Origin of the sequence: Gracilibacillus sp. D59 (genome assembly GCF_052246695.1) — a bacterium.
In the GTDB taxonomy this organism is placed as follows: Bacteria; Bacillota; Bacilli; order Bacillales; family Amphibacillaceae; genus Gracilibacillus.
Genome location: NZ_JBQQCK010000013.1, coordinates 65,600 through 91,762, shown reverse-complemented (window position 1 = coordinate 91,762; position 26,163 = coordinate 65,600). Strand labels below are relative to the sequence as shown.

Here is a 26,163-nt window from a genome sequence, read left to right as displayed (position 1 = left end):
AAAAGATATCTTGGGAATAATTGAGAACTTTGATATTAAATGTTTAGTGAATTTTACCGATATAGAAGTATATGCTGGATATAAAAAAGGAGGAGAAATAAGTGTATTCCGTAAGGTTAGTAGATGAATATTCGAAAGTTATCTTCAATTATAAGAAAAATCATAAAAATAAAAAAAAGTATAAAATATCAATGTTTATTTCTTTAATAGTAATTATAGGATTAATTTTATGTTTATCGTTTTATTTAAGTGACACATTTATAAATGAAAATTTTCTTGAACTATTTGTTTCAGGATGCGTAGTGCTATCATCATTGATGCTAGTAGCAGATGAGATATTTCAAAAAATGTATTTTTATCAAAAAAAGGATAAAGAACAAATCTTTTATGAAATTAGCAATTGGATTAAAAAAAATATTCCCGATCATTCATTAAAAACTCTGGATCAATTAATAGACAGTGAGTTAGAACATAATTCAAAAAACTATTTAACCTTTATAGTTATAACTGGAGCTTTAACATTAGCTGTTTGGCAAGGATTTACAAGAGGAATATTAACAGAAGTAGGGTTATTCAAAGGCTTATTATTACTATTAATTGCTGTGTTAATCTTAAATGTCATAGTATTCACTTTTAATAAGGTTACTTACTTTATATCGCATATAATGAACTTTCGTTTGAAATATTTAAAAGAGTTAAATTATATAATCAAGGAACATATGATTAGAATGGATAAGTTACAAAATGAGAAAGGGATTTATAGATAAGTGAAAATTAAAATACAAGATTAAGGTGAAATTAATGGAGATGGATTTTAGTCCTATGCAAAATACTATGAATGATATGGTTATAAAATTAGCACTTATATTAGGGATACCATTTGTTATAGCACTATTAATTAGATTTCTATTGAGTTTAATTAAAGTCCCTGATTTATCAGCTAACATAATATCAGGAACAGTTGTATTACTTGGTGTCTACCAAATGTTCGAAATTATTATTTAAATTTTTGTCGTACGATTGTCATACAGAGTTCTTTATTAGTGATAGCGTATTTAATTTATTGGTTATTATAGTAATTAATACCGTAGGTATTAGGTGTAGTGATATAAATATTTATATAGTAGCAGGAATTTCTTTCTTATTGACGAATGCATTAGTATTTAAAGAGGTGAAAGGATGTTTACAAAGAAACAAATAGAAGAAATTAAACTTAAACCCTATGAACCTTGTCCTTGTGGTTCAGATAAAAAATTTAAATTCTGTTGTTATCAAAAAGCCAGAGAAGCTCGAGATACAAAAAAACAGTTAGATTATCCAGATGGCAGAATTAATCATATTTTACACCAAAGTTTGGAAAATTCGGACTTTAAAATTTGTATGGGATTTGATAGTGAAAAGTGTAAACCATTAATTAAAAGTGCTCATTCTATTCAGAACAATAGAATCCTTAATAGAATTAGTGTTGATGGTCATGTGTATAAGATAGGCGAAAAAGTTATGAATCAAGAATTAACTCCCATTTTTGAAAAAATGAGCAAAAACAAGGCTAGTACATTCTTTGGATTTTGTGATTATCACGACAACGAACTTTTTAAACCTATTGAACAAAAGGATTATATTAATGAACCATTACAAAACTTTTTGTTTGCTTTTAGAGCACTTTCTTTGGAGTATCATAAAAAACAAAGGGCATTAAATTATTTTCGTGAGAATTTCAAACAATATCCAGAGGGAATGCTGGAAGTAGAAGGAATTAACTTATATAGAATTGCTATATTGGACGTTATGGATTATTCAAAAGACTATAATTTATTTAAAAAGGATTACTATAATGACAATTTCTCTAATCTAAGAACAATTCATAGAACACTTGACTATGAAGTTAATTTTGCAACAAGTTCAGCTTTTTCAGTAAAAGTTGATTTAGAAGGCAATCATTTAAATGATGTTTATTTTAATAAAGATGAAGAAAAAATGCCATCCGTTTTTATAAATATATATCCATTAAAAGATCAGACAAACATAATCCTTTCATACCATTTATCAGATGACAAAATATATAAAGATTATTTTGATCAAGTTGAACAATTATCAGAAGAGGAATTAGTAAAATATTTGAATTTTTTAATTATAGAATACACAGAAAATGTATTTTTTAGTCCAGAGTTAATTGATAATTTAACGGAACGAGAAAAAGAATCAATATTAAAAAGTTTTATATCATCAACGGATTTGGGTGAGAAAATTAATTTAACTGCAAAGGATAATTATTATAAATTTAATATATTTTCTGTAAATAGTAATTAACTTCCGATTGGTCTATTCAGTTGGATGTATAGAAAGCACCTTTTTTGGTGCTTTTTCTTATGCTCAAAACAAACTTAATTAAGTCGGAGGTGGCGGTGATGTAGATGGCGAGACCACGAAACCCAAAAAGAGATGAAGCATTTGAAATATGGAAATCAAGCAATGGAGAAAAGAAACTAAAAGACATTGCAGCTGAATTAGAAGTTTCAGATTCACAAATACGAAAGTGGAAAAATCAAGACAAATGGAACGAAAAATTGAATGGTAACGTTACTAAATTAAAAGGTAACGTTACGAAACGAAAAAGAGGCGCTCCTAAAGGAAGTAAAAACGCAATAGGCAACCGAGGTGGTGCAGCACCGAAAGGGAATGCTAATGCTGTTTCACATGGTTTTTTTCGGACCATTTTTCCTGAAGATGAAGAGACTTTAGAAATAGTAGATGCGATTCAGAAGAAGTCTCCAGTTGATATGTTATGGGAAAACATAGTGATTAAATATACTGCAATAGCAAGAGCACAAAAGCTAATGTACGTAAAAGATCAAGACGATATTACCAAAGTCCTTAAAAAGCAAAAAGATATTTCAAACGATAATATGGATTCAGTTGAAAAAGAGTGGGAATTCCAATTTGCTTGGGATAAACATGCAACCTTTATGCAAGCTCAAGCGAGAGCGATGTCAGAACTAAGAGGACTAATCAAAGACTTTTTATTACTTTCCGGTCAAGATGATTATAGGAGAAAGCAATTAGAAAAAATGCAACATGATATGGATGTTGCACACGAAAAGTTTGAACTGGAAAAAGGTAAAGCTAACAACGATAATGATCAATCTAAAGTGATTGACGAATGGATTGAGGCAATGGGTGATCTCGATGGACAGGATTAAAGTATTCAAGAAAAAAATTCATATATATAGAAAGCAACCTGTTATATTTGCAAATGAAGTTCTAAAGTTTGAACCGGATGATTGGCAAGAAAATGTTCTAGATGACATATCTTCTTACACGCATATTTCTGTCAGATCCGGCCAGGGAGTAGGTAAAACAGGTTTGGAAGCTGTAACGACTTTGTGGTTTTTAACATGCTTCCCCTTTCCTAAGGTAGTTGCTACTGCACCTACAAGACAACAACTGCATGATGTACTATGGGCGGAGATCAGTAAATGGCAGTCCAAATCACCATTATTGAAAGAGTTGCTTAAATGGACCAAAACAAAAATATACATGAAGAAATATGAAGAAAGATGGTTCGCTACTGCTAGAACAGCAACAAATCCAGAGAATATGCAAGGTTTTCATGAAGACAATATGCTTTTTATCGTGGATGAAGCATCTGGTGTTTCAGATAATATTATGGAAGCTATATTAGGTACATTATCAGGTGACAACAATAAACTATTAATGTGTGGAAACCCTACTAAAATTAGTGGGGTTTTTTATGATTCTCATAACCGAGATAGAGAACATTATAGCATTCATAAAGTGTCTAGTATGGATAGTACGAGAACGAGTAGGAAAAATATTCAGATGCTTTTAGACAAATATGGTGCAGATAGTGATGTTGCAAGAGTTCGTATTTACGGTGAGTTTCCAAAAGCGGAGGCAGATGCTTTCATTCCGTTGGAAATTGTGGAACTAGCAAAAGACAATAAAATTAAGATTTCCAAAGACATTACTGTTGGAGATATTGGAGTCGATGTAGCCAGGTTTGGAGACGACGAGACAATCATAGCACCTAGAATTGGAAATTACGTATTCAAACTGAAGTCATATCGAAAACAAGAAACAACAGCAACCGTTGGCCGAGTTATTGGACAAGCGAAGTTCTTATTAAAAAATTATAAGCACTTGGAAGAAATCTATGTGAAAGTAGATGATAGTGGTGTCGGTGGCGGTGTGACAGACCAACTGATAGACATAGTAAAAGAAGAAAAATTACCAATTAGAATATTCCCTGTAATTAATAACGGAAAAGCAGATGATGATGAACATTATGAAAACATTGGCACCGAGCAGTGGGGAGTTTTTAGAGATATGCTTCAAGATAATTTTTCGGACCATTTGCAAGGAAAAAATAATATCATTCGACTACCAGATGATGAGAAATTGGTTACGCAGTTGAGTACTAGAAAATATCGTATGACTAGTAAAGGGAAGGTTGCATTGGAAAGAAAAGAAGATATGAAAAAGCGTGGGTTAACTTCTCCGGATAGAGCAGATGCGGTTGTTCTATCAATTTATAGACCGAAAATTAAGAAAAAACCAAAGCTTCAGGTCAAGTCTTATTAAGGAAGTGGTTAAATGTCAAAAACAAAAGCAATTGTTTTAGAAGATGGCGAAGTGATTAGTCAAAAGTACATGGATCAGTATGCTATTAAAAATAAAAGTAGTGAATCGAACCAGATACCTAGTGACCGTTTTTTAAACAGCTATAGTGATGATCAGTTAGTAACACCTTTATATAATCCTGAAGCATTGACCCAGCTCTTAGAATTAAATACACATCATTACAGAGCGGTTAAAACAAAAGCGAGAGATACTGCTGGGCTAGGATGGTATTTAGAACCACAGGTAGACAAGCCTAGCGAAGAACAAAAAGACATTGCTGAAGATTTTTTCGAAAATCCCAACCCATCTATGACGTTCAATGAAATTAACAATCAAGTAATGGTTGATTTTGAAGCAATCGGATATGCCTGTTTTGAGGTTATTCGATTAGATGATGAAAACGTACAGCTGGAACATTTACCTTCTCATACGTTGAGAGTAGCACATGACTTTAATCGCTTCTGTCAGATCAGAGGTTCTAAAAAAGCATGGTTCAAACGATTTGGATATGAAGGTGATATTGACGTTCGAACAGGAGAAGAGAAGAAGGATATACCTGACGAGTATAAAGCAAGTGAGATCATTTACTTAATGAACTATACCAGTAGGTCGGACTTTTACGGTATTCCTGATATTTTACCAGCTTTGGGTAGTGTACTTGCAGAAATGGAGAGACAAGAATACAACATTTCCTTTTTTGATAATCATGCAATTCCAGCCTATGCTGTTACGGTAACTGGTGCTGATTTGGATGAGGAAACTGAAAAAACAATAAAGAAGTTTTTTCAGCATGATGTCAAAAAATCGAACCATTCCACATTAGTATTGACTGCTTCGAAAGATGAAGATAACTCTTCTTCCGATCCTGTGGAAATTAAATTTGAAGCCCTTAGCACAGATACGAAAGAAGCATCTTTCCGAATGTTCCGTCAAGATAACAGGGATGAAATACTTTCAGCACATGGAGTGCCACCATATCGAGCAGGAATAACCGTAGAAGGACAGTTGGGAGGTTCAAGCGCAAGCGAAGCAACGGAGATTTATAAACAATCCATAATTAATCCTAAACAGGAAATGTTAGAAAATATTTTTAACAGGAGAATCTTAACAGAAGTATTTGGAGTTACAGATTGGAAATTATGCTTTAAACAGATTGATACAAGAGACGTTGATAAAGAAATTGACCGCATGGACAAGCTGTTCAATATGGGAGTTTACAGCCCTAACATGATACTAGAAAAGTTGGGAGAAGAAAGAATCGACGATCCTAACATGGACAGACATTTCGTGAATGGTATGCCACTAGATACAAGCGAACAAGAAACGCAAGCCATTATGAACAGCCTGAAAAACTTACACGAAAAGATGATAAAGATTGCTACTAAATCGGGGAATGATGAAACATGAAACGGTCAATAGCACAAGCATTGGATGAACAGATTGTTCATTTCCTTGTGAAGCATAATCAACTACCAGCTTTCAAAGATCGTGAGGATGAAATAGAAGCCATTGAGAGAAAATTAACGAATCGGTTAGTTAGACTTCAAACAGGACTTGAATCATCGTTCATTCAAGCTATACGAGAACGAGGTTACATCCCTGCTAGTGAAGCAGAGCAAAATCAATTAATCGATTTGATATTAACTACACCTTTTGAAGAAATGCAAGAAGCTATTGCAGATAATTCATTAGAAAGTAGTGAAGTAGGCAGACAGCTAACGATGGAAGATATTGTACAGCAGGGAATGGAGATCACCTTTTCTAGTTTTAGTGAAGATGTTCAGGAAATGCTATGGAACCGTACTTATCAATTTTCAGCCGACACCTTTACTCGAATAAAAGGTGACTTTATCAAAACTTTAAATGGTGGAGTTAGCGAAGGGTTAGGGATAGATGATATTGCTGATCGATTAAGAACAGACTTTAGTAATCTAAGACACCATCGATTACAAATTATTGCTAGAACAGAAGTACAGGGAGCACAAAACGAAGGCATAAACGAAACGATGAGAGATTTTAATGTTCGGTACAAGCAATGGATAACAGTAGGAGACAGCCGAGTACGAGGAAGAGAAGCAGACGACCGAGCAGATCATGTATCTTTACATGGCCAAGTAGTTAAATTCGATGAAACCTTTACTAACGGATTAATGCATCCTTTAGATCGTTCTAGGGGAAGGATAGCGGATTGGATTAATTGCAGATGTAGAATGCGTCCTTATATCCCTAAACAGGGTGAGGTTATTATGACTACACCGTATTATCCTGCTGCATAAAAATAGGAACAGATCTTATAGACCTATTCCTGTGATGAAACAAGTTCATCTAATACATCTTTATAGGATTGTTTATCAGGTTCAGGTTGATACTCAATTTCACCATCAGCAGTGTGGCTTTTATTAAAGCGAATAGTGAAAGTACCTGATTGATAATCAAAATACTCAGCGTTTTTCTTTGCTTCATCTTCACTTGGCCATTGATAAATGCTTACAGCTTCTGTAGTTTTCAAAGCGGTGCACCCTAGATCGTCACAATTATGGTTATTATCACGAGGTTCAGGAACGGATAATCCAGCTTCTTCAAAAGCAGTTAAAACATCATCTGTAGATAAAGAATTATCGTTTTTTGAGGTTTCTTCTCCTGAACAAGCAGTCATAATAAAAGCGATAGAAACAAATAAAAATAATATGTATTTTTTCATTCAGCATTTCCCCCTTTCCAAGCCATTATATATAAAGTATCGGAAAGGTTAAAGGAATATTTAACTATTTTTAAGGGGTGATGAAGATCAAATAACAAAAATCTATTCAGATTATACAAAAGAAAGGAGAGAATATCATTTATGGCAGAATTAACAGCGCCACTGGTAAGAAAAAATGATGAGAAACGTATTGTGTATGGTCCTGTATTAGTACCTGATGAACCTGATTCAGACGATGATACAGTGACAGCTGAGAAGATCGAAGAAGTAGCACATCAATTCGTAGAAAATTATGGGAATATTGATCTTATGCACTCTTTAGAGAACGTGGGGAAGATGGTAGAATCTTATATTTTACCTATGGATATGGAGATTGACGATAATCTAACAGTTCCTAAAGGTAGCTGGATGCTAGGTGTACGAGTAACAAATGATGATTCATGGGAAGCTGTAAAAAATCATCAGTTAGGTGGTTTTTCTATTATGGCCATTCCAAAGGTATCTACTAAATCCAAAGAGAATGCAGAGAAAAACCATGCTGAAAAGCGCACAACCATTGCTGACTTAGAGCAAGAAGGCGATTGGGTGGTTAATGCTGTTTCTTTAGTAGATGAACCAGCAGTGCCGAAAGCTAAGTATGTAGCGGTAAAATCCAAAGCTAAGAAAGATCAGTCACATATAACCGAAGAAGCAGTACAGAAAGCTATTCAAGGTTCACTAGAAGAAAGAGAACGACTTGTAAGACGTAAGGTGTATTCAGAATTTGATACAGAAACAACCGAATCCTTTGTTCATTCTACTATGCAGGATAGTGTGATTATTAAAATAATCAACTATTTAAATGATCATCAAAAGATGTATCAATTAGGATATGAGATTGACGAATCAGGAAATGTTCTTTTCACTAGTGACCTTCAAGAAGTAAGAATCGAGGAGCAAATTGTACCTGTAGATAATAGCGGAACCAACTTTGCACAGCTAAGCAAAGAAGGGGAAGGTAATACGAATGATTCAGCTATTAAAGATAGCAATATTGATAGCAATAGCGAAAGCAATAGCTTTCTAGATAAGATCAAGAAGCGATTAGGGATTAAGTCTAGTACCGAAAAAGCTGGGCGCAGTATTTCACAATCTAATCTTGAAAAATTGCTAATTGCTAAAGAGGTTATCGATGATTTGCTATCTGTGGGACAAGCTGAAAGATCAAATTCCAATAAGTCAGAAAGTGGTGAGGATGAAATGAGAGAAGAACAAGTACAAAGCATGATTCAAAAATCTGTAGAACCTTTACAAGATCAGATTAAAGAGTTAACCAACACTTTGAAAGGTGAAAATCAGGAAGAATCTACAGATAAACAAGGTGCAGAGCAAACAGAAGAAGGACAGCCAAGCGAAAAGTCCAAAGAAGGTACTGAGGAACAAGAAGGACAGCAGGAAGAAGGAACAGAAGAAACCGTATCAAAAAGCGAACATGAAAAATTGCTTGCTGAATTGGAAAAAGCAAAGAAACAGCAACCTTTATCACGCAGATTATCAGGACAAGACAACTTAGAAAGTGTGAAAGAAAAAGAGCCTGAAAAAGACCGAAACGCATTCGGTTATAAGCGCAAATAACAATCGCAAATAGCGGTTGTTTTTTTATATTGTAAAACATTTTAGGAGGTAATTATTTATGGGTAACCAAGACATTTTACAACGAATTGAAGGAGCAATTAAATCATTAACAACGTCAGACATTGGAAGTTCTGTCCTAGCACGACAAAAGCAACAGCGTTTTGTTCGAGTAGTATCAGAAGCTACTACCATTCTAGACAATGCACGTAGAATTATTATGCAATCTCACACATACGACATTGATCGTATTGGTTTTGCTTCTCGTATTCTACAGAAAGCAACAGAGGGACAAGACCCTAGTGGTGACCCTAAGCCACAAACCAACACAAACACGTTGGAATCTAAAGAGGTTATCGCTGTACCTAGTGTTACGGATTCCACAATGGAAGATAACATCGAGGAAGAAGGCTTCGAGGATACTTTACTTGATCTTATTGCAGATCGTACAGGTATCGATTTAGAAGAATTGTTTATGCAGGGTGATACAACATCTACAGATACGTTCCTTGCTATCACTGATGGTTGGTTGAAAAAATCTGCAAATCAAGTGACAGGTGCAAGTGATGGAACAGGGGACTTTGACAGCGTCGATGTAGAAGATATGTTTGACGCTATGCTAGGTGCTATACCGAAAAAGTATTTACGTAATCGTTCTGAATGGACATTTTATACACATTGGGATATCGAAGATGATTACCGTAATGTGTTAAGACAACGTGGTACTGGATTAGGTGATTCAGCGCAGACAGATGCCATCGCATTAGCTTATAAAGGTATTAGTGTTCAAAACTCACCTAACGTTCCAGCTGGTCAAGCACTATTAGTACCGAATAACAACCTTGTGTATGGTATCTATCGTGACATTCGAATTGAGCAAGATCGTAGAGCAAAAGCACGTACGACTGATTTTGTAACAACTTTACGAGTAGATTGCCACTATGAAGATGAAAATGCTTCTGTAGTTGGTACAGGTTACACAGGTGCATAATAAAAAATAACAAGGGAGCGATAAACTATGTTACGAGTAACAGTTAAAAATACAGGAAGGGTATCTCGACACCGTTTAGGTGTTGAGTTCCCAGCAAAAGAAGAAATAACAATCGATGTATCAAATCGTGAATATATCACAGTTAAAGCGGTGAAAGATTTTGAAATTATCGAAAAAGAAGACTTATCACCCAATACTGAAAATGATGATCAAACAGATGGAGAAAGTAATAACGAGGATAATGCAGAAGGTAACAAAAATGCTGAGGATGAGAACGAATCAGCAGAAAGTAACGACGAAGGAAGCGAAGACAATAGCGAAAATTCGTCAGAGGATACCACAGATGATGCAGAAGAAGCATTTCAGGATTTAACTGTGGACGAAGCAGTAAAAGCCGTCGAGAATGGCGAATACGACGTAGACGAAGCAATTAAGTATGAGAAAAACGGAAAAGAACGTTCAACCCTTATAGAAAAATTGGAAGGTTTGAAGGAAGGCGATGAGTAATGCCTTTATTTGATCAACCTATCACTGATGTAATAACAGTTGATGATATTAAAAAAAATACTGGCATTGCATCTGGTGATTTACCGTTAGAGATTGATGCAGGAAGCACCACGACACAGGAAGAATTATTTAATGATTTGCTTAAAACATGGATTAAATCGGTTGGTTCTCATGTAAAAACAAGAGTAAAAAGAGAGTTTTCATCTACTGATGAAGAATACGAAGCAATAAGGGATATCGTGATTAGAACAGTGGCCAAGTTAGTGGCGGTAGCTGTTCAGCAGAGATCATCCCCTATTGTACAAATTAACGAGTTTGCTGTTTCGGTGTTAAATACGTCAGACGTAATAAAGGATTTACCAAAAGAATTGAAACACTTCAAACAGAGAAGGGTTTCGGTGTTTTCATCATTAGAAGAATACACCGAAACATAATCATCATTCGTTTACTGTTCATTATTCACAATTTTAACAGGAACAAGGTGATAGGATGCTAGATTCTCGTATTTCTATGGACGAATTTAGAAAGGTAGCACCAGCAATCAAACGATCCTTTATGAAATCCAAATCCTATACAGCACAAGATGTGTGGGGGAATCTCATGGAGTTTTCCCCTGCAGATAATGGAAGGCTGGCAGGAAGTTGGCAATTACAAGAACGTGGCCAAGATTTTGCTGTGGGTACAGATGTTGAGTATGCATTAGCGCAAAATAACGGTGTAGACCCTTTTATGATTTATCCAAGAAAAGCGCAAGCATTAAGATTCAAGGTAAATGGACAAGTTATTTTTGCGAAGGAAGTATTGCACCCAGGGTTTGAAGGTAGTCATTATATCGAAGGTGCTATATCAGCCACAGAAAGCAGGATACCTGAGTTTGTAGAAATGTCGTTAGCAGAGGAAGGGTTAACGTGAAAATTCAAAATAAAGATTTGAGATTAATTTATGACGATGTTCGTAATGAGATTGAAACCAAATTAAAGAACAGCGAGAATTTATCTTATGTTAAATCGGTCATATATGGTCAGAGAAAAAAGATAGGCTCACTTATGACACCTACTATATGGATTGTACCAAATGCCTATAATCCGCAACATACAGGCGGACACTCAGCAGATCACGACATTCCATTTGATTTAGTAGGATTTGTGAAGCATACCGACCCTGAACAGGGATTAAAAGATGCACAAGATTTAGCATTAGATATCTATGACGCATTAGTTAGTGATAGGACTTTGAACGGTCTTGCTAGTGATTTCAGACCAACTAGAGTTGACCCAGCGTATGAAGCACAGGGAGCAAACAACCTATTTTTTTCAGCGGTGCAATTCACTTGTAAGATCAAAAGAAGGGAGCAATAAACAATGGCACAAGTACCTAAAAAAATTGGACATGGCGCAAGTAATATACCTGATTTGAATGATATTCTTCAAGATGGTGTGGACGATAACACTAATTTGCGAAATGCCTTGATCGCACTACTTCAAAAATTAGATGCAGATGCAGGTACAGCTAGTGATTATGAATCTTCCCTTACACCAGCACCATTAAAAAACACTAAAGAATAAACAGAAAGGAGTATGAAACTATGGCCATTACTCGTTATTTACAAGTTGGAGAAGAATCAGAATACGGTGTAGAATCTACAAATTATAATGCTACCATTGACCCTGAATCAGCGGATATCGAATCAGAAGATGACGACAAACTGATTTACGAGGGAATGAGTGGACTAGATAGAATCGCTTCTTTGGGTGTTTATTCCACAAGCGGTTCTTTTTCTATGCCTGTAGATAGCATACTATCAGGGTACTTTTGGAAATGGGCGCTAGGTGGTTATGCTGTGACAGGAACAGATGACGGTACAGGCAATATGGTTGCGCCATTTACTCACGAATTTACACCTGAACGTGGCGGTACATTACCTTCCTTTTCAGCTAAGGTTGGGAAAGATATCTTTGAACATAAATTCTTTGGTAATGTTATCGAATCTATTGAGTTAGAAATCGAATCAGAATGGGCGCTAATGACCGTTAGTACATTAGGAGCGAAGGATGAAAAGGGGACACTTACCGAGCCTACTTTTAACGAAGGCGAAGTATTTTCAGCACCTGAATGTACTTTAGATAAAGGAAGCACAGATATTAGTGCTAAAGTACAAAGTGCCAGTCTTTCAGTTGAAACAGGCGCTAATATTGAAGATGGACAAGGTTTCGGTTCTCGATTCCCAACAAAAGCATTTCAAGGTTCTATGGTAGCCACGCTTGAATTATCCTTGCAGTTTGAGGATATGACAGAATTAGAAGCGTATTGGGGTAGTGCCACAGGTCCAAGTATCGATACACTACAGGAATTTGCTTATACCCTTCACTTAGGTGTAGATTATGACATTACATTTCCTCGTATGGTTTATACTGCTGCCAACCAACCATCTGAGGGTAGAGATCACATCGTACAGACTGTTACAGCAAGAGCATTATTTGATCAAGCGACTGGGACTGGTCCAATACAAGTATCTGTGACAAATGATAAAGACACGTATGCAGTAGCATAAAACAAAAACAATGGTCAAGTTATTTATTAGCTTGGCCATTTTTATATTTACAGGAAAACCAAACAAATTGAAAGGATGATAAAAATGGCAAAAAAATTAACAGCAGGGGTACTTCAAGGAACAGCTTATCGTGAGGATTTACCAGTAGAGTGGGATGGACAAGAATATGAAATTGAGATCAGAGCATTGAGCAATAAGGAATGTACCCAAGTTGAAGAATTGCTCCAAGAAGGAGTTTATATCAAAGGTCACACAGGATTGAAAGGGAAAATGCGACGAAGCATGGATTTAGACATGAAAAAGAACTTACAAGGTAGAAAAGATTCGGATGTGAAAGCTGTCGCTTTGGGAACAACAGATGAAGCAATTACTGAAAAGGTTGTTAATGATGAATTCCCACAAGTATTAATCAAAGTAATTGCAGATCGAATCAAAAAAATCAGCGGTATTGCGAACGAGAAAGATGCTGAGGAATTTACGGAAGATGAGGAGACGCCCAGCGAACAAGAACGAGAGTAAAAACTTTTATTTTCTTGTTAAAGAATGTGGAGTATCACCTTTGGATATTCCGCATATGTCGCCATTTCAACAACAGGTGTTGATACATCAGCACAATAAGATTACAGCAGAGAAAGAAAAAGAAATGGAAAAACAGAAAAGAAAAATGCAAGCAAAACGTAGTTCAGGCAGGCGCAGGAGATGATAAAGTATGGCAAATAATGTAGTTGAAGTAACCATACAAGGTGTGGATGATGCGTCGAAAGTGTTTGATAGTATCGACAGCCAAGCATCTAAGGCTATGAAAAGTGTCGAAGCATCTATTGATTCTATTCCTGATATTGATATCGATATGGATAGCAGTTCCTTAGATTCTGTTGAGGGTAATATCGATGAGGTAGAACAAAAATTAAAAAGCATTCCGGATCCCGATATTGATGGTAGTAAGGCAAAACAGGAGTTAGAAGATATCGAAGATCAAGCCAACCAAACCAGCGATTCTGTAGAAGGGATTGACTTTGGTGCTATAGGAGGAGCGGTAGCAGGTGGAGCAACCACCTCTATGCTATCCGATATCGAAGCATCTGCCAGCGATTTAGAAGCACAGTTTAACCTTACAAGACAGGAAGCAGAAAAATTCAGAGGGTTAGGAGCAGATGTTTTCTCTAGTGGTTATGCAAATAGTATAGGCGAAGCGTCTAAGGCTGTTACTATCTTGAACAGACAAACAGGAGAGCAGGGAAAAGGGTTGCAGGAATTAACGCAAGATGTTTTTTCTGTGTCAGATGCTTATGGTGCAGATTTTTTAACCATTATTAATGCGGTTCGAGCCAATTCTAAAACTATGGGAACGACATTTAATGAATCACTGGATTTGGTTTCAGCGGGATTTCACAATGGAATGCAATTAAGCGGTGATTGGTTAGATGTACTGACAGAGTTTTCCCCTTCTTTTGATCGAATAGGAGCAGATGGTGGTGAAATGATATCCATTCTTCAAGCTGGAATGGGTTCAGGTGTTAGAAGTATTGATGTAATGGCAGATTCTATTAATGAATTTGGTATTTTGATGCAGGAAGCAGATAATGAATCACTAGAGAATGTCGCAAAATCCATCACAGATACCGAAGAGGAAGCACAAAAGCTAGTAGAAACATGGCAAAAGGATTTTGCTAAAGGTGGAGATTCCGCAAGCAAAGTAACCGAAGATGTAATAAAAGGATTAATGGATATGGACGATAACCTTGCAAGAAATGAAGCTGGTATCGGTCTATTCGGTACTATGTGGGAAGATACTAGCGGTACTGTAGGACAAGCGATGTTAGATGCTATAGGCAAATCACAAGACTTAGAAGGAGCAACTAATCAAGTAGAAAAGCAATACAATACAGCAGGTGAAACTCTCAAACGATTTGGTAGATCGATGTTAGGCGAAGTTATCGGTCCATTAGAAGAAGCTGGTCCTGCATTGAATTTAGGATTGCAAGGTATTACAGGTATTTCTACAGCTATACTTGCTATGAAAGGTTTAGGAATGGGAGCAATTTTTAAATCACTAGCAAGCGGATTGAGTATAGCTTCTAAGGCAACATGGGCATTTACTACAGCGTTATTAGCCAATCCTATTACGTGGATTATTGCATCAGTTGTCGCATTGATAGCTGTTGTTGTTTTGTTATGGAAAAATTGGGACTCCGTCAGTCAGTTCTTAGTCAATAGTTGGAATTGGATTAAGGAACAAGCTACCTTGATTTTTACAGCGATAGGTACCGTAATAAAGGTTATATGGAACGGTATTAAAAGTGCAATGATGGTAGTTTGGCAAGCGATAGTCGCCTATTTTACCTTTGCATTTAATGTTTATAAAACGCTAGTAATGACTGTTTTTACAGCAATTAAAACCTTTTTCACTACAATATGGAATGGCATAAAAACAGTTGCTATCACTATATGGAAATCATTATCTAGTGCCCTGTCATCTATTGTTCAGGGTATTTCTAATTTCTTTAAAACTTCTTTTCAGTTTGTTCAGAATCTAATAGAAAATGTTTGGAATGGAATCAGATCAACAACAACAAGTGTATGGAACTCAATTAAAAATGGGATATCAAGAGCAATTCGTGCTGTTTCTTCTGTTGTCTCATCTATATTTGGAAGCATTAAAAGTACGATATCAAACGTATGGGATTCCGTTCTAAGTGTTTCTTCCAATGTGTGGTATGGCATTAGAAATACGGTGGCCAATGTAATTGGTGGAATGAGAAGCACAATATCTAATGTGCTTAGTAGTGTTTATTCAAGTGTGAGAAATGTATTTAGCAGAATCCGAAGCAGTATTGTTGGAACATGGAATAGCATTAAAAGTTCGACCAGGAGTATTTGGAATTCTTTATCAGGTATGATCAAAGGCGCTATTAATGGATTGATAGCACCAATCAACAGCATGTTAGATCGAATCAGTGATATTGAAATCAGAATACCTAGTGTACGAATACCTTTAACTGATATCACGCTAGGCGGTTATAGTGTTGGTTTTGGCTGGGTTCCTAATATTCCACGATTAGCAACAGGTGGTGTAGTAGACAAGCCAACAGTTGCAATGGTTGGGGATGCAGGAGCAGGAAACCCTGAGATTGTTGCACCACAAAAAATGTTAAGACAGATCATTCAGCAAGAATTGAAAGGTGTATTAAGTGAATTAATTCGTGCTATTAAGGGAAATGCGATAGGAGGTGCACCACAAGCCTTGAATCTTACATTACGGTTAGCTGGTCGTGACTTTGAGGTGTTTGTGGATGATATCACAAAAATACAAGAAAGAAAGACATACCGATTAAGAAGATCGTAGGTGGTGACAACGCATGTTAGTAGTAAACGGAATTAATTATGAACAAGAATTTGATTTTATGGTTACAGCTATTCGGGGGAGAGGTCCAGTTAATCAGGAAATCAACGCAACCGAAATAGTAAATAAAAAAGGTTCTTTATATCGCGGTACGACTCGACCACCTAGAATATTAGAGGTTGAGGGTACATTATCAGCTAGTAGTCCTGAAGCATTGAGAAATGAGATCGAAAGAATGAACGGTTTTCTGTATAGCGAAAAGGAACGAGAAATCTATTTTACTGACGACCCTGTTAAAAAATATTATGGTATCAACGAGCAAACTAGCGAATCGGATGAGGAAGTTTCCAACAAACCGATTACGCTAGTTTTTTATTGCAGCGACCCTGATAAATACGGTCAATCTGTTACTGGAACAACAGGAACGTTGATCACTTTAAATAGCACAGCAAAGACACCGCCTATAATTACTGCAACCATTAAAGAAACAACAAATTCTTTATCGGTAGTGCACCAAGAAACAGGAGAAGAAATCGTTATTAATTATAGCTTGGTAGCAGGGAATGTTGTAGAGATAGATTGCGAAAATAACAAGGTTTCTATCGATGGTGTATTACAGATGAATGCTATCGATTTGTTAAAAGCGGATTTCCCTAGTTTAGTAGCAGGGGATAATAATTTCACATTAACCCCTGCTTCTACCATATTAAGCACAGATTATGTTGAGAGGTGGTTGTAATGGGTTTTGAAAAAACACCTATTTATATTTTTGATAAACAAGACAACCTTTTAACCATTACAGATAACTATATAGAAGCACCTTTCGAGGAAAAAACCGAGAAACCTGTTGCACTTACGGTTACTTTTCCAGCTGAGGATGAGGATGCACAGCACCTTGTGGGTGGTAATCAAGTTGCCTTTAAAGATTTACAAGGAAGATTCCGTTTGTTTGTTGTTCGAGAAGAAGATGACGAGCACACAGATACAGCCGAAAGGACGGTTAAATGCCTTCCATGTATTCAGGAATTGGACGATGTATTGATTGAGGATAGACGACTGACAGATGCAACAATGGCGGAGGTATTAGATGCCATTTTAGAAAAGTCACGATGGAAACGAGGTAATGTTGCCGATTTAGGAATACAATCTATGAATTTCTATTATGTCTTTGGTTATGCTTCTTTACAAAAAGCATCCAAACAATTCACAGGGGAATTTATAGATCGTATTGAGGTAGACAGTACAGGAATAGCAGGAAGATATGTCGATATTGTGGCTAGCAAAGGGGTAAATAACGGTAAACGCTTTGAGATCGGTAAGGATATTCGAAGCATAAGAAGAACGAAGCTGTTCTATCCAAAAACTGCATTATACGGTAGAGGTTCCAGCGTTAAATCAGGGGATGGATATAGCAGAAAAATCACGTTTGCAGATGTTGAATGGTCTACAGCTAATGGCGACCCTGTAAATAAACCTTTAGGTCAAGAATGGGTAGGGGATGATCAAGCAAGACAGGACAGTGGTATTTGGAATGATGAATTACAACAGATGGAACATCGTTTCGGACATGTAGAATTTAATGACGAAACGGATAAAGAAGCCTTGCTACAATCCACCTATCAAGAATTACAAAATAAGAAAAAAGTACAAGCAGAATATGAAATGTCCATTGCTACCTATTACAAGATTGCAGGAAAAGAGCATGAACAGGTTTTTGTAGGCGATACAGGTATTGCTAGGGATATGAAAATAAAACCTATTATTGTGATCGAATCACGAGTGTTGAAATTAACTTACGATATTGGCGACCCTTCAACTGGCGATGTTACACTAGGGAATTTCTTAGAGTTGGACGATAGAGAACAAGATATTGAGTGGGCTGTAGAAAAAGTAAAAAACAATGCCGGTGCTTGGGATAGTAGTAGTACGACAACGGATGAAAGTTTTCCTGATACCGTACCTTCTACACCTACAGGATTAACAGCAAAAGGAGCATTTGAAACAATTCAATTACGCTGGGATTATGATGCATCTAGTTATATCGCTGGTTATGAATTGTATGCTTCACAAACAGCAGGTTTTATTCCTGACGACGCTACTAATCTTGTGTGGAGAGGTAAAAGCGGTGGCTATGTGTTTGATGCAAATACCAATGAACAATGGTATTTCAAATTAAGAGTGTTTAATACACATGGTACAAGATCAGATTTATCAGCCGAAGTGACAGCACAAACTTTACAAATAAACGGTAGCACTGATATTGCTGCAGAAACCATTACGAGATTTTTGTTAGCAAAAGAAGCCATGATCGAGAAAGTACATTTGAATGAAGCGATCATAACAGATGCACACGTTGACGGTAGATTAAGCGCAGGAAAGATCGTTGTAGGTTCTAATACTTCTTATGAACCTAATTACGACCCTAGCACAAAAGAAACTCCTACAGGTGCTCAAAATAAAGCAAATACAGCAGAATCTAACGCTAAAACTTATACGGATAATCAACTGACAAACTATGTAGAAGCTACCGTATATGATCAAGATATTTCTGATTTACAAGCGCAAATTGACAATCAAATTACATCACACTTCTATAATCATGAGCCTACATTGGACAATGAACCAGCAGTTAATTGGACTACGACAAAAGAAAAAGACAATCACATTGGCGATTTATTTTACGATGCTTCTACTGGTTATAGTTATCGCTTTATGATCGAAGATACCACGTATAAATGGACGTTAGTACGAGATGAAGGAATATCAAAAGCCTTGCAAGATGCAGAACAGGCGCAAGATACAGCAGATAGCAAACGCAGAGTATTTATAGCACAACCAACAACACCATACGATGAAGGTGATTTATGGGATAAAAACGGTGCGGTTTATCGTTCTACTGCTACCAAAACATCGTCAGCTACTTTTGCATCTAGCGATTGGGTAAAAATAGGTGATGTTACTAGCGAACATACAGCGAAAGATACAGCTAATGTAAATGGTAATCCTTCAAGTAATATGGAAACAAAGAGTGGAGCGCAAAGCAAGGCTGATAGTGCTGAACAAAGTGCTAAAAAGTATGTTGATATAAGCGACTACGGAAATGTAAAAACTTTTAATAACCCTGTAACAGAAAGTAGCGGAGGTCAAACTGCTGGTGTGGTAGTTATTCATACACCGATAACTTTAAATAACTATATGACAAGAGTTAATATAAGTGGTTACATGTATGGGAACAATACAGACGTAGACCTATCAGTAGGTTTTTATGCTTATAGTTCTGGTAACTTTCCTAGAAAGTCTTTTGTTTCTAAAGGAGACTACAAAGTAAGTAAAGTAAGACTTGCTACTGATTCGAGCGGGAAAGTTGTTGTTATCCTCGGAGACACGACGAGTAGTTGGAATTATCCAAAGTTAGCAATAGATAAAGCACAGATAGGACATACAACTCCTCCTGATAGCTTTAGAACGGGATGGAGTATAACCTTTGAAACTGATATATCGGCTTACACTAATGTTTTAAGTGTTCCTGCTAGACAACTAGAAACGGAAGATGGTGCTCAATCAAAAGCTAATAGTGCTGAAAGTAATGCTAAAGGATATACAGATCAAAAAGTTTATCATTATCCGAACAATACTTTTGTTGAAGGTGACGATGCTTCCGTTTATAATCCCAAACCAAGCGTTGCTGTAATGCAAGTCACAAGCGGTTGGAACGGTGCAACTGGTTCTTCTTATGGAGTTGTTACTACCTATTGGAGTGATGCAAAGCGTGCTAGACAGGAGTATGTTGATAATAATAATAAGGTAGTAGTGAGAGAGGTTCATCCTGCAATATATCCTGTTTGGTCAAATTGGAGAGAAGTAGAAGATACAGCAGGTGCACAAGCAAAAGCTGACCAAGCGTTAAAAGATGCTAAAGATTATCGTGACTTATGGGCTTACCCTGGCACTACTAAAATAAATGGTGGAAATATTTATACGAATTCAGTAACCGCAAATGAAATAAATGTGTCCCGATTATCGGCATTAAGTGCGGATTTAGGTGATATCACAGCAGGTAATATTAATACAGATAATGTTGTTATAGGTAATAATACAGTAACCATAGATAATCAGGGTATCGAGATATTGGACGGTAATTTTATTATCAAAGATTCACTAACTAATACAATCAGTACAGCGATGTTTAAAAATAATCTTGTAGCTGACCATTCATTTGAAAGCGTGGTGGCTGGTAGTAGCACTACAGGTGACTACGTGTTTACTGCACATTTTCCTTCTCAGGATAATATGTATACAGGTTGGAGTGGAATAGGTAGTCCGAGGGTACAAACTATTTATGAGACAGATGGCGATAAACTGTGGATAATGTTTGGATTGAAACAACTATTGGTAAATAACGGTAATTATGGTAGACAAAGAGTGGCAGTTAAACCAAATACAACATTGAACATGTCTGCGCATTTTAGAAGGCACCCTGCATATACTGCCGGTGCACCTAGATTGGCAGTTGTATTTTATGATAGTGCTTATTCTCAAATAACAAGCTATGCACAAAGTTTTACAGCACCAAGTACAGACCATTTAACATATAGGTACGATATAACCTTTACTACACCCTCTAATTGCGCATATGTTGAACTTAGACCTTATACAAACGGTAGCAATTGGTTACTAGTAGATGGTGTACAATTAGTGGAACATGACATGGCAACACCTTATGCGCCTGAGAATGAGTTATCTAATATAATGCATGGACTAACTAGACCAGAAAACCTATATGCAAGCATAATAGAAGGTGAATCAGTTAGTAGTCTTGGTGATGTATGGACAAGCAATAATGGCAATTTCAGGTCAAATGGTGGTTATGTAGTTCTAAGAGGGCAAGACAGGGTATATATACAGACAAGTGGTGATGTAAGGATAACAGCAGAAGCCGACCCAAATACACTACGTACAGTTACAGCTGGTGACGCAAATTTAGAACATGTAACAGCAAATGGTGGTCTTGAGAGTGGTGCCAGTATTACAGTAGACGCTGGTAAATTAGATGAGTCGAGATTGGCAACAGGAAGTGGTAATTTTTACTTACAAACATCAGGCGATGCATTTAGATTTGTAGAATGGTTCTCAGCTAGTAATTACCTACCTGTTAGAGCTTCTGATTTTATAACGGCTTCTACTGTAACAGGTAAAACAAACATTAAAGATTTCAATACAGCACTTGAGGCAACAGCTACGGATATTATAATGGATCAAAATTTCCACACTTATCACAGACAATCTGATATAGATAAGGGAATATATGATAAAAAACGTGTCGGTTTACTTTCCGAAGAATCCCACTATCTTTTCAGAGATGAAAAAGGAATAAACAATTATTCACTAGCTTCCACGTTGGGAGTTATGAATCAAGAGCAAGAATTGAAAATAAGAAAACATGATAAGGAATTCAATAATGTTTATGAAATTTTAGATCAATTAGCATATGACATAAGTCAATTAAAGGGAGCGTGATGTGATTATGGTACAACAACAAAAGAATACGGTAGACAGCAACAAAGTGATAGAAGTATTAAATCAGAAAAATAGCAATATCATTAGAGATATCAATAAGGAAAATGCTATTTTAAATGTTCAAGTTATGGACTTGAGCCAAGAAAACCAAGCATTGAGAGAATCGAATCAACAAAAACAAAACGAAAAAGAGGAACTGCAAAAGAAAGTAAATCATTTAGAAAATCAACTTAAAAAGTTAAATGATAAAAAGGAAGAAAAGAAAGAACATAATAAGGTCACCAAAACAGAAGATGCAGTAAAAGAGCATGTGAAGAAAGAAGAGAATAAGAAAAAGAGTGCTAAAAAAGACAACGGAAAATAATCCGTTGTCTTTTTTATATATTGAAAGGGGTGATGCGTATGGTGAAAACCATTAACAAAGTTGATTGATGCTTCAAGGAGGTTAATTATGAGTGGTGATACTATAACTATTATCATTGCAACACTATCTCTAATTATTGCTTTTATGGGCTACCTACTAAACAAGCAAAGACAGAAGTTGCAATCAGATAACAGCATCAAATCAGAAAGCAGAGAAGATGGCGAATTGCGAACATCTCTTCTTTATATTAGTAGAGGGGTGGATGATATTAAAGTCGATTTGAGAGCAAATGAAAAAGTTGTACGAGAAATGTCTGAACGACTTACAAGAGTTGAAGAATCGGCTAAGCAAGCGCACAAAAGAATCGATTATTTCAGTCCTGAAAAGGGCTGAATTTATTTTGCATTGAAGGGTGGATACAGATGGAAAATCAATTATTAGAATATGTAACAGAAGAAATGTCAATTGTAGTCGCAGTGTTATGGATAATAGGATTGTTTTTAAAAAGAACTCCAAAATTTCCGGATTGGTTAATCGTTTGGACTTTGCTTATTTTAGGAGTAGTAGTGGCTGTATTTGTACTTGGTTTAACAATAGATGCTTTCATTCAAGGTGTGATTGTAGCTGGTTTAGCAGTATTGGCACATCAATTAATTAAACAAACACAGAAGAAGGATGCTGCTTAATACAGTGTCCATAAATAATAAGGAGGAATATTGATATGGCAACATGGAGAGGTTATCGGATTACAAGTGATTTTGGTTGGAGAAACCATCCTATATATGGCGGTAGAAAGTTTCACACGGGCATTGATCTAGTTAAAAGTCACAAAGCACCTATTGAAGCGTTTGTTCCAGGGGAAGTCCTTTATGCAGGACCAGGTAAAAGTGGTACTGGTTTGGGTGGCTATGGCACAGTTGTATTTATAAAAGATCACAATGGCCGAGGGCATTTATACGCTCACTTTGATAGTGTTGCAGTGAGAAAAGGACAGCGAGTTAATGAATGTGACATTATTGGTTATCAAGGCGCAACTGGTAATGTTACAGGTTCGCATTTGCATTATGAAATCCGTAAGAGCACGTCACCTAGTTATGGCTGGATAGCTGATAGGAAAAATAATTGTGTAGAGCCCACTTGTTATGTTGATAGTTTTAATGTATCTAGTAATTCGTCATCCAGGAAAACTGATCTAGTTGTAGATGGATATTGGGGAACCAGGACAACAAGAGCGTTACAAGAAGCATTAGGGACAGTTGAGGATGGTGTAATAAGTGACCAATTTCGGAATGCTGTCACAGAAAAAATTGTTTCTGGTATCACATTTGGAAGAGGTGGCAGCTTAGTAATTCGTGCTTTACAAAAGAAAATAAATTGTAATGCAGATGGTTATCTAGGTCCTAATACAGTCAGTGGGCTACAAAATTATCTGAATACACCTATCGACGGGAAGGTTAGTAAACCATCTTTGATGGTATCAGAGTTGCAGAAACGGTTGTGTAAAGGAACATTTTAATTAACTAGTAAATAGACAAATTGTTTAATTATATAAAGCTACAAAAACCCCGTATATTAGCGGGGTTCAACTTTATTAGTTATCTTTATAGGGATATAGACTTATTAATTGACAATTTATTTGAAAAAAATAAAGGAAAAAGTAATTTTTTGTAGAATATGTATATTGCACTAAAAAATTAGAGGAGAGTGGAACATGAAGAAATTTATATTCGCATTATTTTTGTTACTAATGGTAGGTATTTTTATTTATCCAACTTTTGCTTATGCAGATACTAATTTATCAATTCCTCATAGGTTTGCAGCGTATGAAAGTCCGAGTTTAACATCAAAAAAAGTTGCTGAATTCGACTCGCAAACAGTTACAGTTATCCAAACACAAGGTAGTTATTGGTATCAAATTGAAACGGCAAAACATGGGAATAAATGGGTTTATTATAATCCCAATTTAGGAAGTAAAGAATTGGATTATAGAGTAAAAGCATTTGAGAGTCCTTCTTTTTCTTCAGATTATGTACATAGTTTTGATCCACAGACAGTACAAGTAACAGCACAGCACGGGAATTTCTATCAAATCGAAACTACTAATTATGGATTAGCATGGATTTATTATGACAAAGTATCTATCCCTCATAAATTTACCATTTATGATACAACATCATTTTCATCGGGTGCATTATTTACTTATGACGCCCAAACAGTTCGAGTTGTAGAAAAAAGCGGTAACTATTGGTATTTGATTCATACAGAAACATACGGTGATAAGTGGATGTATCATAATCCCAATTTGGGAAGTAAAGAATTGGATTATAGAGTAAAAGCATTTGAGAGTCCATCTTTTACATCTGATTATGTACATAGTTTTGATCCACAAACAGTACAAGTAACAGCGCAGCATGGGAATTTCTATCAAATCGAAACTACTAAATACGGATTAGCATGGATTTATTATGACAAAGTATCTATTCCTCATAAATTTACCATTTATGATACAACATCATTCTCATCGGGTGCATTATTTACTTATGATGCCCAAACAGTTCGAGTTGTAGAAAAAAGCGGTAACTATTGGTATTTGATTCATACAGAAACATACGGTGATAAGTGGATGTATCATAACCCGAATTTAGGAAGTTTAAGTATACCATATCGTTTTAATGGATACGAAGCTCCAACTACCTCATCAACGAGGGTATCCAGTTTTTCTTCGCAAACAGTTAATATAACTGCGAAGACTGGTAACTGGTATGAATTTGAAACTTCTAGTTTTGGTAATTTATGGGTTTATTATGATGGGTCTGGAGGTTCTAGTTCGCTTATTGTACCACTAGAAGGCAGTTACGACATTAATAGTCGTTATGGTTCAAGAAGTGGTGGCTTTCATTATGGTATTGATTTAGATCAAGATGGAACAGCTAAAATTTTGGCTTCAGCAGATGGAACTGTTGAACGAGCAAATTATTCAAGCAGTTATGGTTATGTTGTATATGTTTACCATCCCAGCTTAAATCTTACTACTGTTTATGCACATATGCGTAGTAATCTTCAAGTGTCACTTGGACAAACAGTAAGTCAAGGACAAACATTGGGCTACATGGGTAACACTGGTGATAGCAGTGGTCAACATTTACATTTTGAAGTTCATGGAGGTGATTGGGATTATCATGGAGGATTGAATCCGGAAAATTATATAGATTTCTAATGACTAAAGGACCGGTGTAGAAAACTGGTCCTTACATTGCGAAAAATAAAATATTTGTTATTTTTTGAAGTAATTAACAAAAAAATGTAGAAATAGATTTATAGAGTTAAAATTTTAATTTTATAGAAAGGTGTTGGTTTTGTGGTAAAGAAAGTTTTAACAAAAGTTTTATTTAGTATGGCAATTATTTTTACCTCTATTAGTGTATTTCAATCTGAGGTCAATGCACATGACTTACCTGAACAAGGAAGTGAATTAGATGGATGGAAATATGTAGGGTCTCACTGGGGAACGTATAATACATACTACTTTGATGCTACCTCTTCTGATTTATGGTTAACTCATTTTAGGAATGGAGAGGCAAAATTCGAACAAGAATCACAAAATAAATTCCATCTATATAAAACTACTAGGTCAGAAACTGATAATTATGTTACTGATAGTTCCCATCCAGATGCGGGATGGGTTGCAAGGAGAATTTTTTACGGTATAAGTAACGATCATCCAACCAGGTGGGTAATACAATTTAACAATGACAAGTTATATACTGCAAATTCATGGTCTACTATCGCAGCCCATGAAATAGGACATGTTTTTGGTTTAGCAGACTTATACTATTCAGCTAATAGTAATAAGCTTATGTATGGTTATGATAATGGTGTAAGGGATATACATTCTAAAGAAATTGAGGGACTAGATTATATCTATAACAGGTATTAA

The 26,163-nt window shown here is 36.0% G+C and carries 26 protein-coding genes; 25 read left to right on the top strand and 1 reads right to left on the bottom strand.

The genetic code is table 11. The features are described 5' to 3' along the window. Positions 1 to 101: 101 nt before the first annotated feature. From ACTWP4_RS18710 to ACTWP4_RS18685, 6 genes are all read left to right on the top strand, one after another. Positions 102 to 767 (top strand): hypothetical protein, encoded by a 666-nt coding sequence (locus tag ACTWP4_RS18710; RefSeq protein ID WP_443130304.1) that lies wholly within the window; start codon positions 102 to 104, stop codon positions 765 to 767. Between the two features lie 412 nt (positions 768 to 1,179). Beyond that, the gene (locus ACTWP4_RS18705; protein ID WP_443130303.1) at positions 1,180 to 2,310 is read left to right on the top strand and encodes an SEC-C domain-containing protein; all 1,131 of its coding nucleotides are present in this window, start codon (positions 1,180 to 1,182) and stop codon (positions 2,308 to 2,310) included. A 104-nt stretch (positions 2,311 to 2,414) separates the two neighbouring features. Beyond that, the gene (gene terS / locus ACTWP4_RS18700; protein WP_443130302.1) at positions 2,415 to 3,200 is read left to right on the top strand and encodes a phage terminase small subunit; all 786 of its coding nucleotides are present in this window, start codon (positions 2,415 to 2,417) and stop codon (positions 3,198 to 3,200) included. Beyond that, entirely contained in the window at positions 3,181 to 4,602 is a 1,422-nt protein-coding gene (locus tag ACTWP4_RS18695) for a terminase B (protein WP_443130366.1), read from the top strand. The genes terS and ACTWP4_RS18695 overlap by 20 nt, the downstream gene beginning before the upstream one ends. Positions 4,603 to 4,614: 12 nt before the next feature. Continuing rightward, complete coding sequence (locus tag ACTWP4_RS18690; RefSeq protein WP_443130301.1) at positions 4,615 to 6,048, top strand: phage portal protein; 1,434 nt, start codon at positions 4,615 to 4,617, stop codon at positions 6,046 to 6,048. Further along, positions 6,045 to 6,917 carry a phage head morphogenesis protein gene (locus ACTWP4_RS18685; RefSeq protein ID WP_443130300.1) on the top strand — a complete coding sequence of 291 codons (873 nt, stop codon included), beginning with the start codon at positions 6,045 to 6,047 and terminating at the stop codon, positions 6,915 to 6,917. Before ACTWP4_RS18690 ends, ACTWP4_RS18685 begins: the two co-directional genes overlap by 4 nt. A gap of 23 nt (positions 6,918 to 6,940) precedes the next feature. Here ACTWP4_RS18685 and ACTWP4_RS18680 read toward each other — a convergent pair whose 3' ends face one another. Continuing rightward, positions 6,941 to 7,342, bottom strand: coding sequence for a hypothetical protein (locus ACTWP4_RS18680; RefSeq protein WP_443130299.1), 402 nt, complete (start codon positions 7,340 to 7,342; stop codon positions 6,941 to 6,943). Between the two features lie 141 nt (positions 7,343 to 7,483). On the opposite strand from ACTWP4_RS18680, the gene ACTWP4_RS18675 reads away from it, so the two are divergent. From ACTWP4_RS18675 to ACTWP4_RS18585, 19 genes are all read left to right on the top strand, one after another. Further along, on the top strand, positions 7,484 to 8,956 hold the full coding sequence (locus ACTWP4_RS18675) for an XkdF-like putative serine protease domain-containing protein (protein WP_443130298.1): 1,473 nt from the start codon (positions 7,484 to 7,486) through the stop codon (positions 8,954 to 8,956). A gap of 58 nt (positions 8,957 to 9,014) precedes the next feature. Beyond that, positions 9,015 to 9,944, top strand: coding sequence for a phage major capsid protein (locus ACTWP4_RS18670; protein ID WP_443130297.1), 930 nt, complete (start codon positions 9,015 to 9,017; stop codon positions 9,942 to 9,944). Positions 9,945 to 9,971: 27 nt separating this feature from the next. Further along, a complete protein-coding gene (locus ACTWP4_RS18665) occupies positions 9,972 to 10,451 on the top strand; it encodes a hypothetical protein (protein ID WP_443130296.1) in 480 nt (159 codons plus the stop codon). Further along, a complete protein-coding gene (locus ACTWP4_RS18660; protein WP_443130295.1) occupies positions 10,451 to 10,885 on the top strand; it encodes a hypothetical protein in 435 nt (144 codons plus the stop codon). The genes ACTWP4_RS18665 and ACTWP4_RS18660 overlap by 1 nt, the downstream gene beginning before the upstream one ends. 55 nt (positions 10,886 to 10,940) lie before the next feature. After that, positions 10,941 to 11,363 carry an HK97 gp10 family phage protein gene (locus ACTWP4_RS18655; protein WP_443130294.1) on the top strand — a complete coding sequence of 141 codons (423 nt, stop codon included), beginning with the start codon at positions 10,941 to 10,943 and terminating at the stop codon, positions 11,361 to 11,363. Beyond that, positions 11,360 to 11,809, top strand: a complete 450-nt coding sequence (locus ACTWP4_RS18650) for a hypothetical protein (RefSeq protein ID WP_443130293.1) — start codon at positions 11,360 to 11,362, stop codon at positions 11,807 to 11,809. Before ACTWP4_RS18655 ends, ACTWP4_RS18650 begins: the two co-directional genes overlap by 4 nt. A gap of 3 nt (positions 11,810 to 11,812) precedes the next feature. Further along, the gene (locus ACTWP4_RS18645; RefSeq protein ID WP_443130292.1) at positions 11,813 to 12,016 is read left to right on the top strand and encodes a hypothetical protein; all 204 of its coding nucleotides are present in this window, start codon (positions 11,813 to 11,815) and stop codon (positions 12,014 to 12,016) included. A 20-nt stretch (positions 12,017 to 12,036) separates the two neighbouring features. After that, positions 12,037 to 13,002 carry a phage tail tube protein gene (locus ACTWP4_RS18640; RefSeq protein ID WP_443130291.1) on the top strand — a complete coding sequence of 322 codons (966 nt, stop codon included), beginning with the start codon at positions 12,037 to 12,039 and terminating at the stop codon, positions 13,000 to 13,002. Positions 13,003 to 13,086: 84 nt separating this feature from the next. Beyond that, complete coding sequence (locus tag ACTWP4_RS18635) at positions 13,087 to 13,521, top strand: hypothetical protein (protein WP_443130290.1); 435 nt, start codon at positions 13,087 to 13,089, stop codon at positions 13,519 to 13,521. A gap of 40 nt (positions 13,522 to 13,561) precedes the next feature. Then, complete coding sequence (locus ACTWP4_RS18630) at positions 13,562 to 13,705, top strand: hypothetical protein (protein WP_443130289.1); 144 nt, start codon at positions 13,562 to 13,564, stop codon at positions 13,703 to 13,705. A gap of 6 nt (positions 13,706 to 13,711) precedes the next feature. Beyond that, positions 13,712 to 16,348 (top strand): hypothetical protein, encoded by a 2,637-nt coding sequence (locus ACTWP4_RS18625; RefSeq protein WP_443130288.1) that lies wholly within the window; start codon positions 13,712 to 13,714, stop codon positions 16,346 to 16,348. Between the two features lie 13 nt (positions 16,349 to 16,361). Next, positions 16,362 to 17,084, top strand: coding sequence for a distal tail protein Dit (locus ACTWP4_RS18620; protein WP_443130287.1), 723 nt, complete (start codon positions 16,362 to 16,364; stop codon positions 17,082 to 17,084). Then, positions 17,084 to 21,862, top strand: coding sequence for a phage tail spike protein (locus tag ACTWP4_RS18615; protein ID WP_443130286.1), 4,779 nt, complete (start codon positions 17,084 to 17,086; stop codon positions 21,860 to 21,862). The genes ACTWP4_RS18620 and ACTWP4_RS18615 overlap by 1 nt, the downstream gene beginning before the upstream one ends. Positions 21,863 to 21,869: 7 nt before the next feature. After that, on the top strand, positions 21,870 to 22,226 hold the full coding sequence (locus ACTWP4_RS18610; protein ID WP_443130285.1) for a hypothetical protein: 357 nt from the start codon (positions 21,870 to 21,872) through the stop codon (positions 22,224 to 22,226). 87 nt (positions 22,227 to 22,313) lie between these two features. Further along, a complete protein-coding gene (locus ACTWP4_RS18605; RefSeq protein ID WP_443130284.1) occupies positions 22,314 to 22,619 on the top strand; it encodes a hypothetical protein in 306 nt (101 codons plus the stop codon). Between the two features lie 29 nt (positions 22,620 to 22,648). After that, positions 22,649 to 22,912 carry a phage holin family protein gene (locus ACTWP4_RS18600; RefSeq protein ID WP_443130283.1) on the top strand — a complete coding sequence of 88 codons (264 nt, stop codon included), beginning with the start codon at positions 22,649 to 22,651 and terminating at the stop codon, positions 22,910 to 22,912. 35 nt (positions 22,913 to 22,947) lie between these two features. Continuing rightward, entirely contained in the window at positions 22,948 to 23,742 is a 795-nt protein-coding gene (locus tag ACTWP4_RS18595; RefSeq protein WP_443130282.1) for a M23 family metallopeptidase, read from the top strand. 195 nt (positions 23,743 to 23,937) lie between these two features. Further along, positions 23,938 to 25,443 carry a peptidoglycan DD-metalloendopeptidase family protein gene (locus ACTWP4_RS18590; protein WP_443130281.1) on the top strand — a complete coding sequence of 502 codons (1,506 nt, stop codon included), beginning with the start codon at positions 23,938 to 23,940 and terminating at the stop codon, positions 25,441 to 25,443. Positions 25,444 to 25,584: 141 nt separating this feature from the next. Continuing rightward, a complete protein-coding gene (locus ACTWP4_RS18585; RefSeq protein WP_443130280.1) occupies positions 25,585 to 26,163 on the top strand; it encodes a hypothetical protein in 579 nt (192 codons plus the stop codon).

Excerpts from the sequence above, each read along its gene's own strand:
- ACTWP4_RS18705 (WP_443130303.1), top strand. The coding sequence starts at position 1,180 with ATGTTTACAAAGAAACAAATAGAAGAAATTAAACTTAAACCCTATGAA.
- terS (WP_443130302.1), top strand. The coding sequence starts at position 2,415 with ATGGCGAGACCACGAAACCCAAAAAGAGATGAAGCATTTGAAATATGG.
- ACTWP4_RS18690 (WP_443130301.1), top strand. The coding sequence starts at position 4,615 with ATGTCAAAAACAAAAGCAATTGTTTTAGAAGATGGCGAAGTGATTAGT.
- ACTWP4_RS18685 (WP_443130300.1), top strand. The coding sequence starts at position 6,045 with ATGAAACGGTCAATAGCACAAGCATTGGATGAACAGATTGTTCATTTC.
- ACTWP4_RS18680 (WP_443130299.1), bottom strand. The coding sequence starts at position 7,342 with ATGAAAAAATACATATTATTTTTATTTGTTTCTATCGCTTTTATTATG.
- ACTWP4_RS18675 (WP_443130298.1), top strand. The coding sequence starts at position 7,484 with ATGGCAGAATTAACAGCGCCACTGGTAAGAAAAAATGATGAGAAACGT.
- ACTWP4_RS18670 (WP_443130297.1), top strand. The coding sequence starts at position 9,015 with ATGGGTAACCAAGACATTTTACAACGAATTGAAGGAGCAATTAAATCA.
- ACTWP4_RS18665 (WP_443130296.1), top strand. The coding sequence starts at position 9,972 with ATGTTACGAGTAACAGTTAAAAATACAGGAAGGGTATCTCGACACCGT.
- ACTWP4_RS18660 (WP_443130295.1), top strand. The coding sequence starts at position 10,451 with ATGCCTTTATTTGATCAACCTATCACTGATGTAATAACAGTTGATGAT.
- ACTWP4_RS18655 (WP_443130294.1), top strand. The coding sequence starts at position 10,941 with ATGCTAGATTCTCGTATTTCTATGGACGAATTTAGAAAGGTAGCACCA.
- ACTWP4_RS18645 (WP_443130292.1), top strand. The coding sequence starts at position 11,813 with ATGGCACAAGTACCTAAAAAAATTGGACATGGCGCAAGTAATATACCT.
- ACTWP4_RS18640 (WP_443130291.1), top strand. The coding sequence starts at position 12,037 with ATGGCCATTACTCGTTATTTACAAGTTGGAGAAGAATCAGAATACGGT.
- ACTWP4_RS18635 (WP_443130290.1), top strand. The coding sequence starts at position 13,087 with ATGGCAAAAAAATTAACAGCAGGGGTACTTCAAGGAACAGCTTATCGT.
- ACTWP4_RS18625 (WP_443130288.1), top strand. The coding sequence starts at position 13,712 with ATGGCAAATAATGTAGTTGAAGTAACCATACAAGGTGTGGATGATGCG.
- ACTWP4_RS18620 (WP_443130287.1), top strand. The coding sequence starts at position 16,362 with ATGTTAGTAGTAAACGGAATTAATTATGAACAAGAATTTGATTTTATG.
- ACTWP4_RS18615 (WP_443130286.1), top strand. The coding sequence starts at position 17,084 with ATGGGTTTTGAAAAAACACCTATTTATATTTTTGATAAACAAGACAAC.
- ACTWP4_RS18610 (WP_443130285.1), top strand. The coding sequence starts at position 21,870 with ATGGTACAACAACAAAAGAATACGGTAGACAGCAACAAAGTGATAGAA.
- ACTWP4_RS18605 (WP_443130284.1), top strand. The coding sequence starts at position 22,314 with ATGAGTGGTGATACTATAACTATTATCATTGCAACACTATCTCTAATT.
- ACTWP4_RS18600 (WP_443130283.1), top strand. The coding sequence starts at position 22,649 with ATGGAAAATCAATTATTAGAATATGTAACAGAAGAAATGTCAATTGTA.
- ACTWP4_RS18595 (WP_443130282.1), top strand. The coding sequence starts at position 22,948 with ATGGCAACATGGAGAGGTTATCGGATTACAAGTGATTTTGGTTGGAGA.
- ACTWP4_RS18590 (WP_443130281.1), top strand. The coding sequence starts at position 23,938 with ATGAAGAAATTTATATTCGCATTATTTTTGTTACTAATGGTAGGTATT.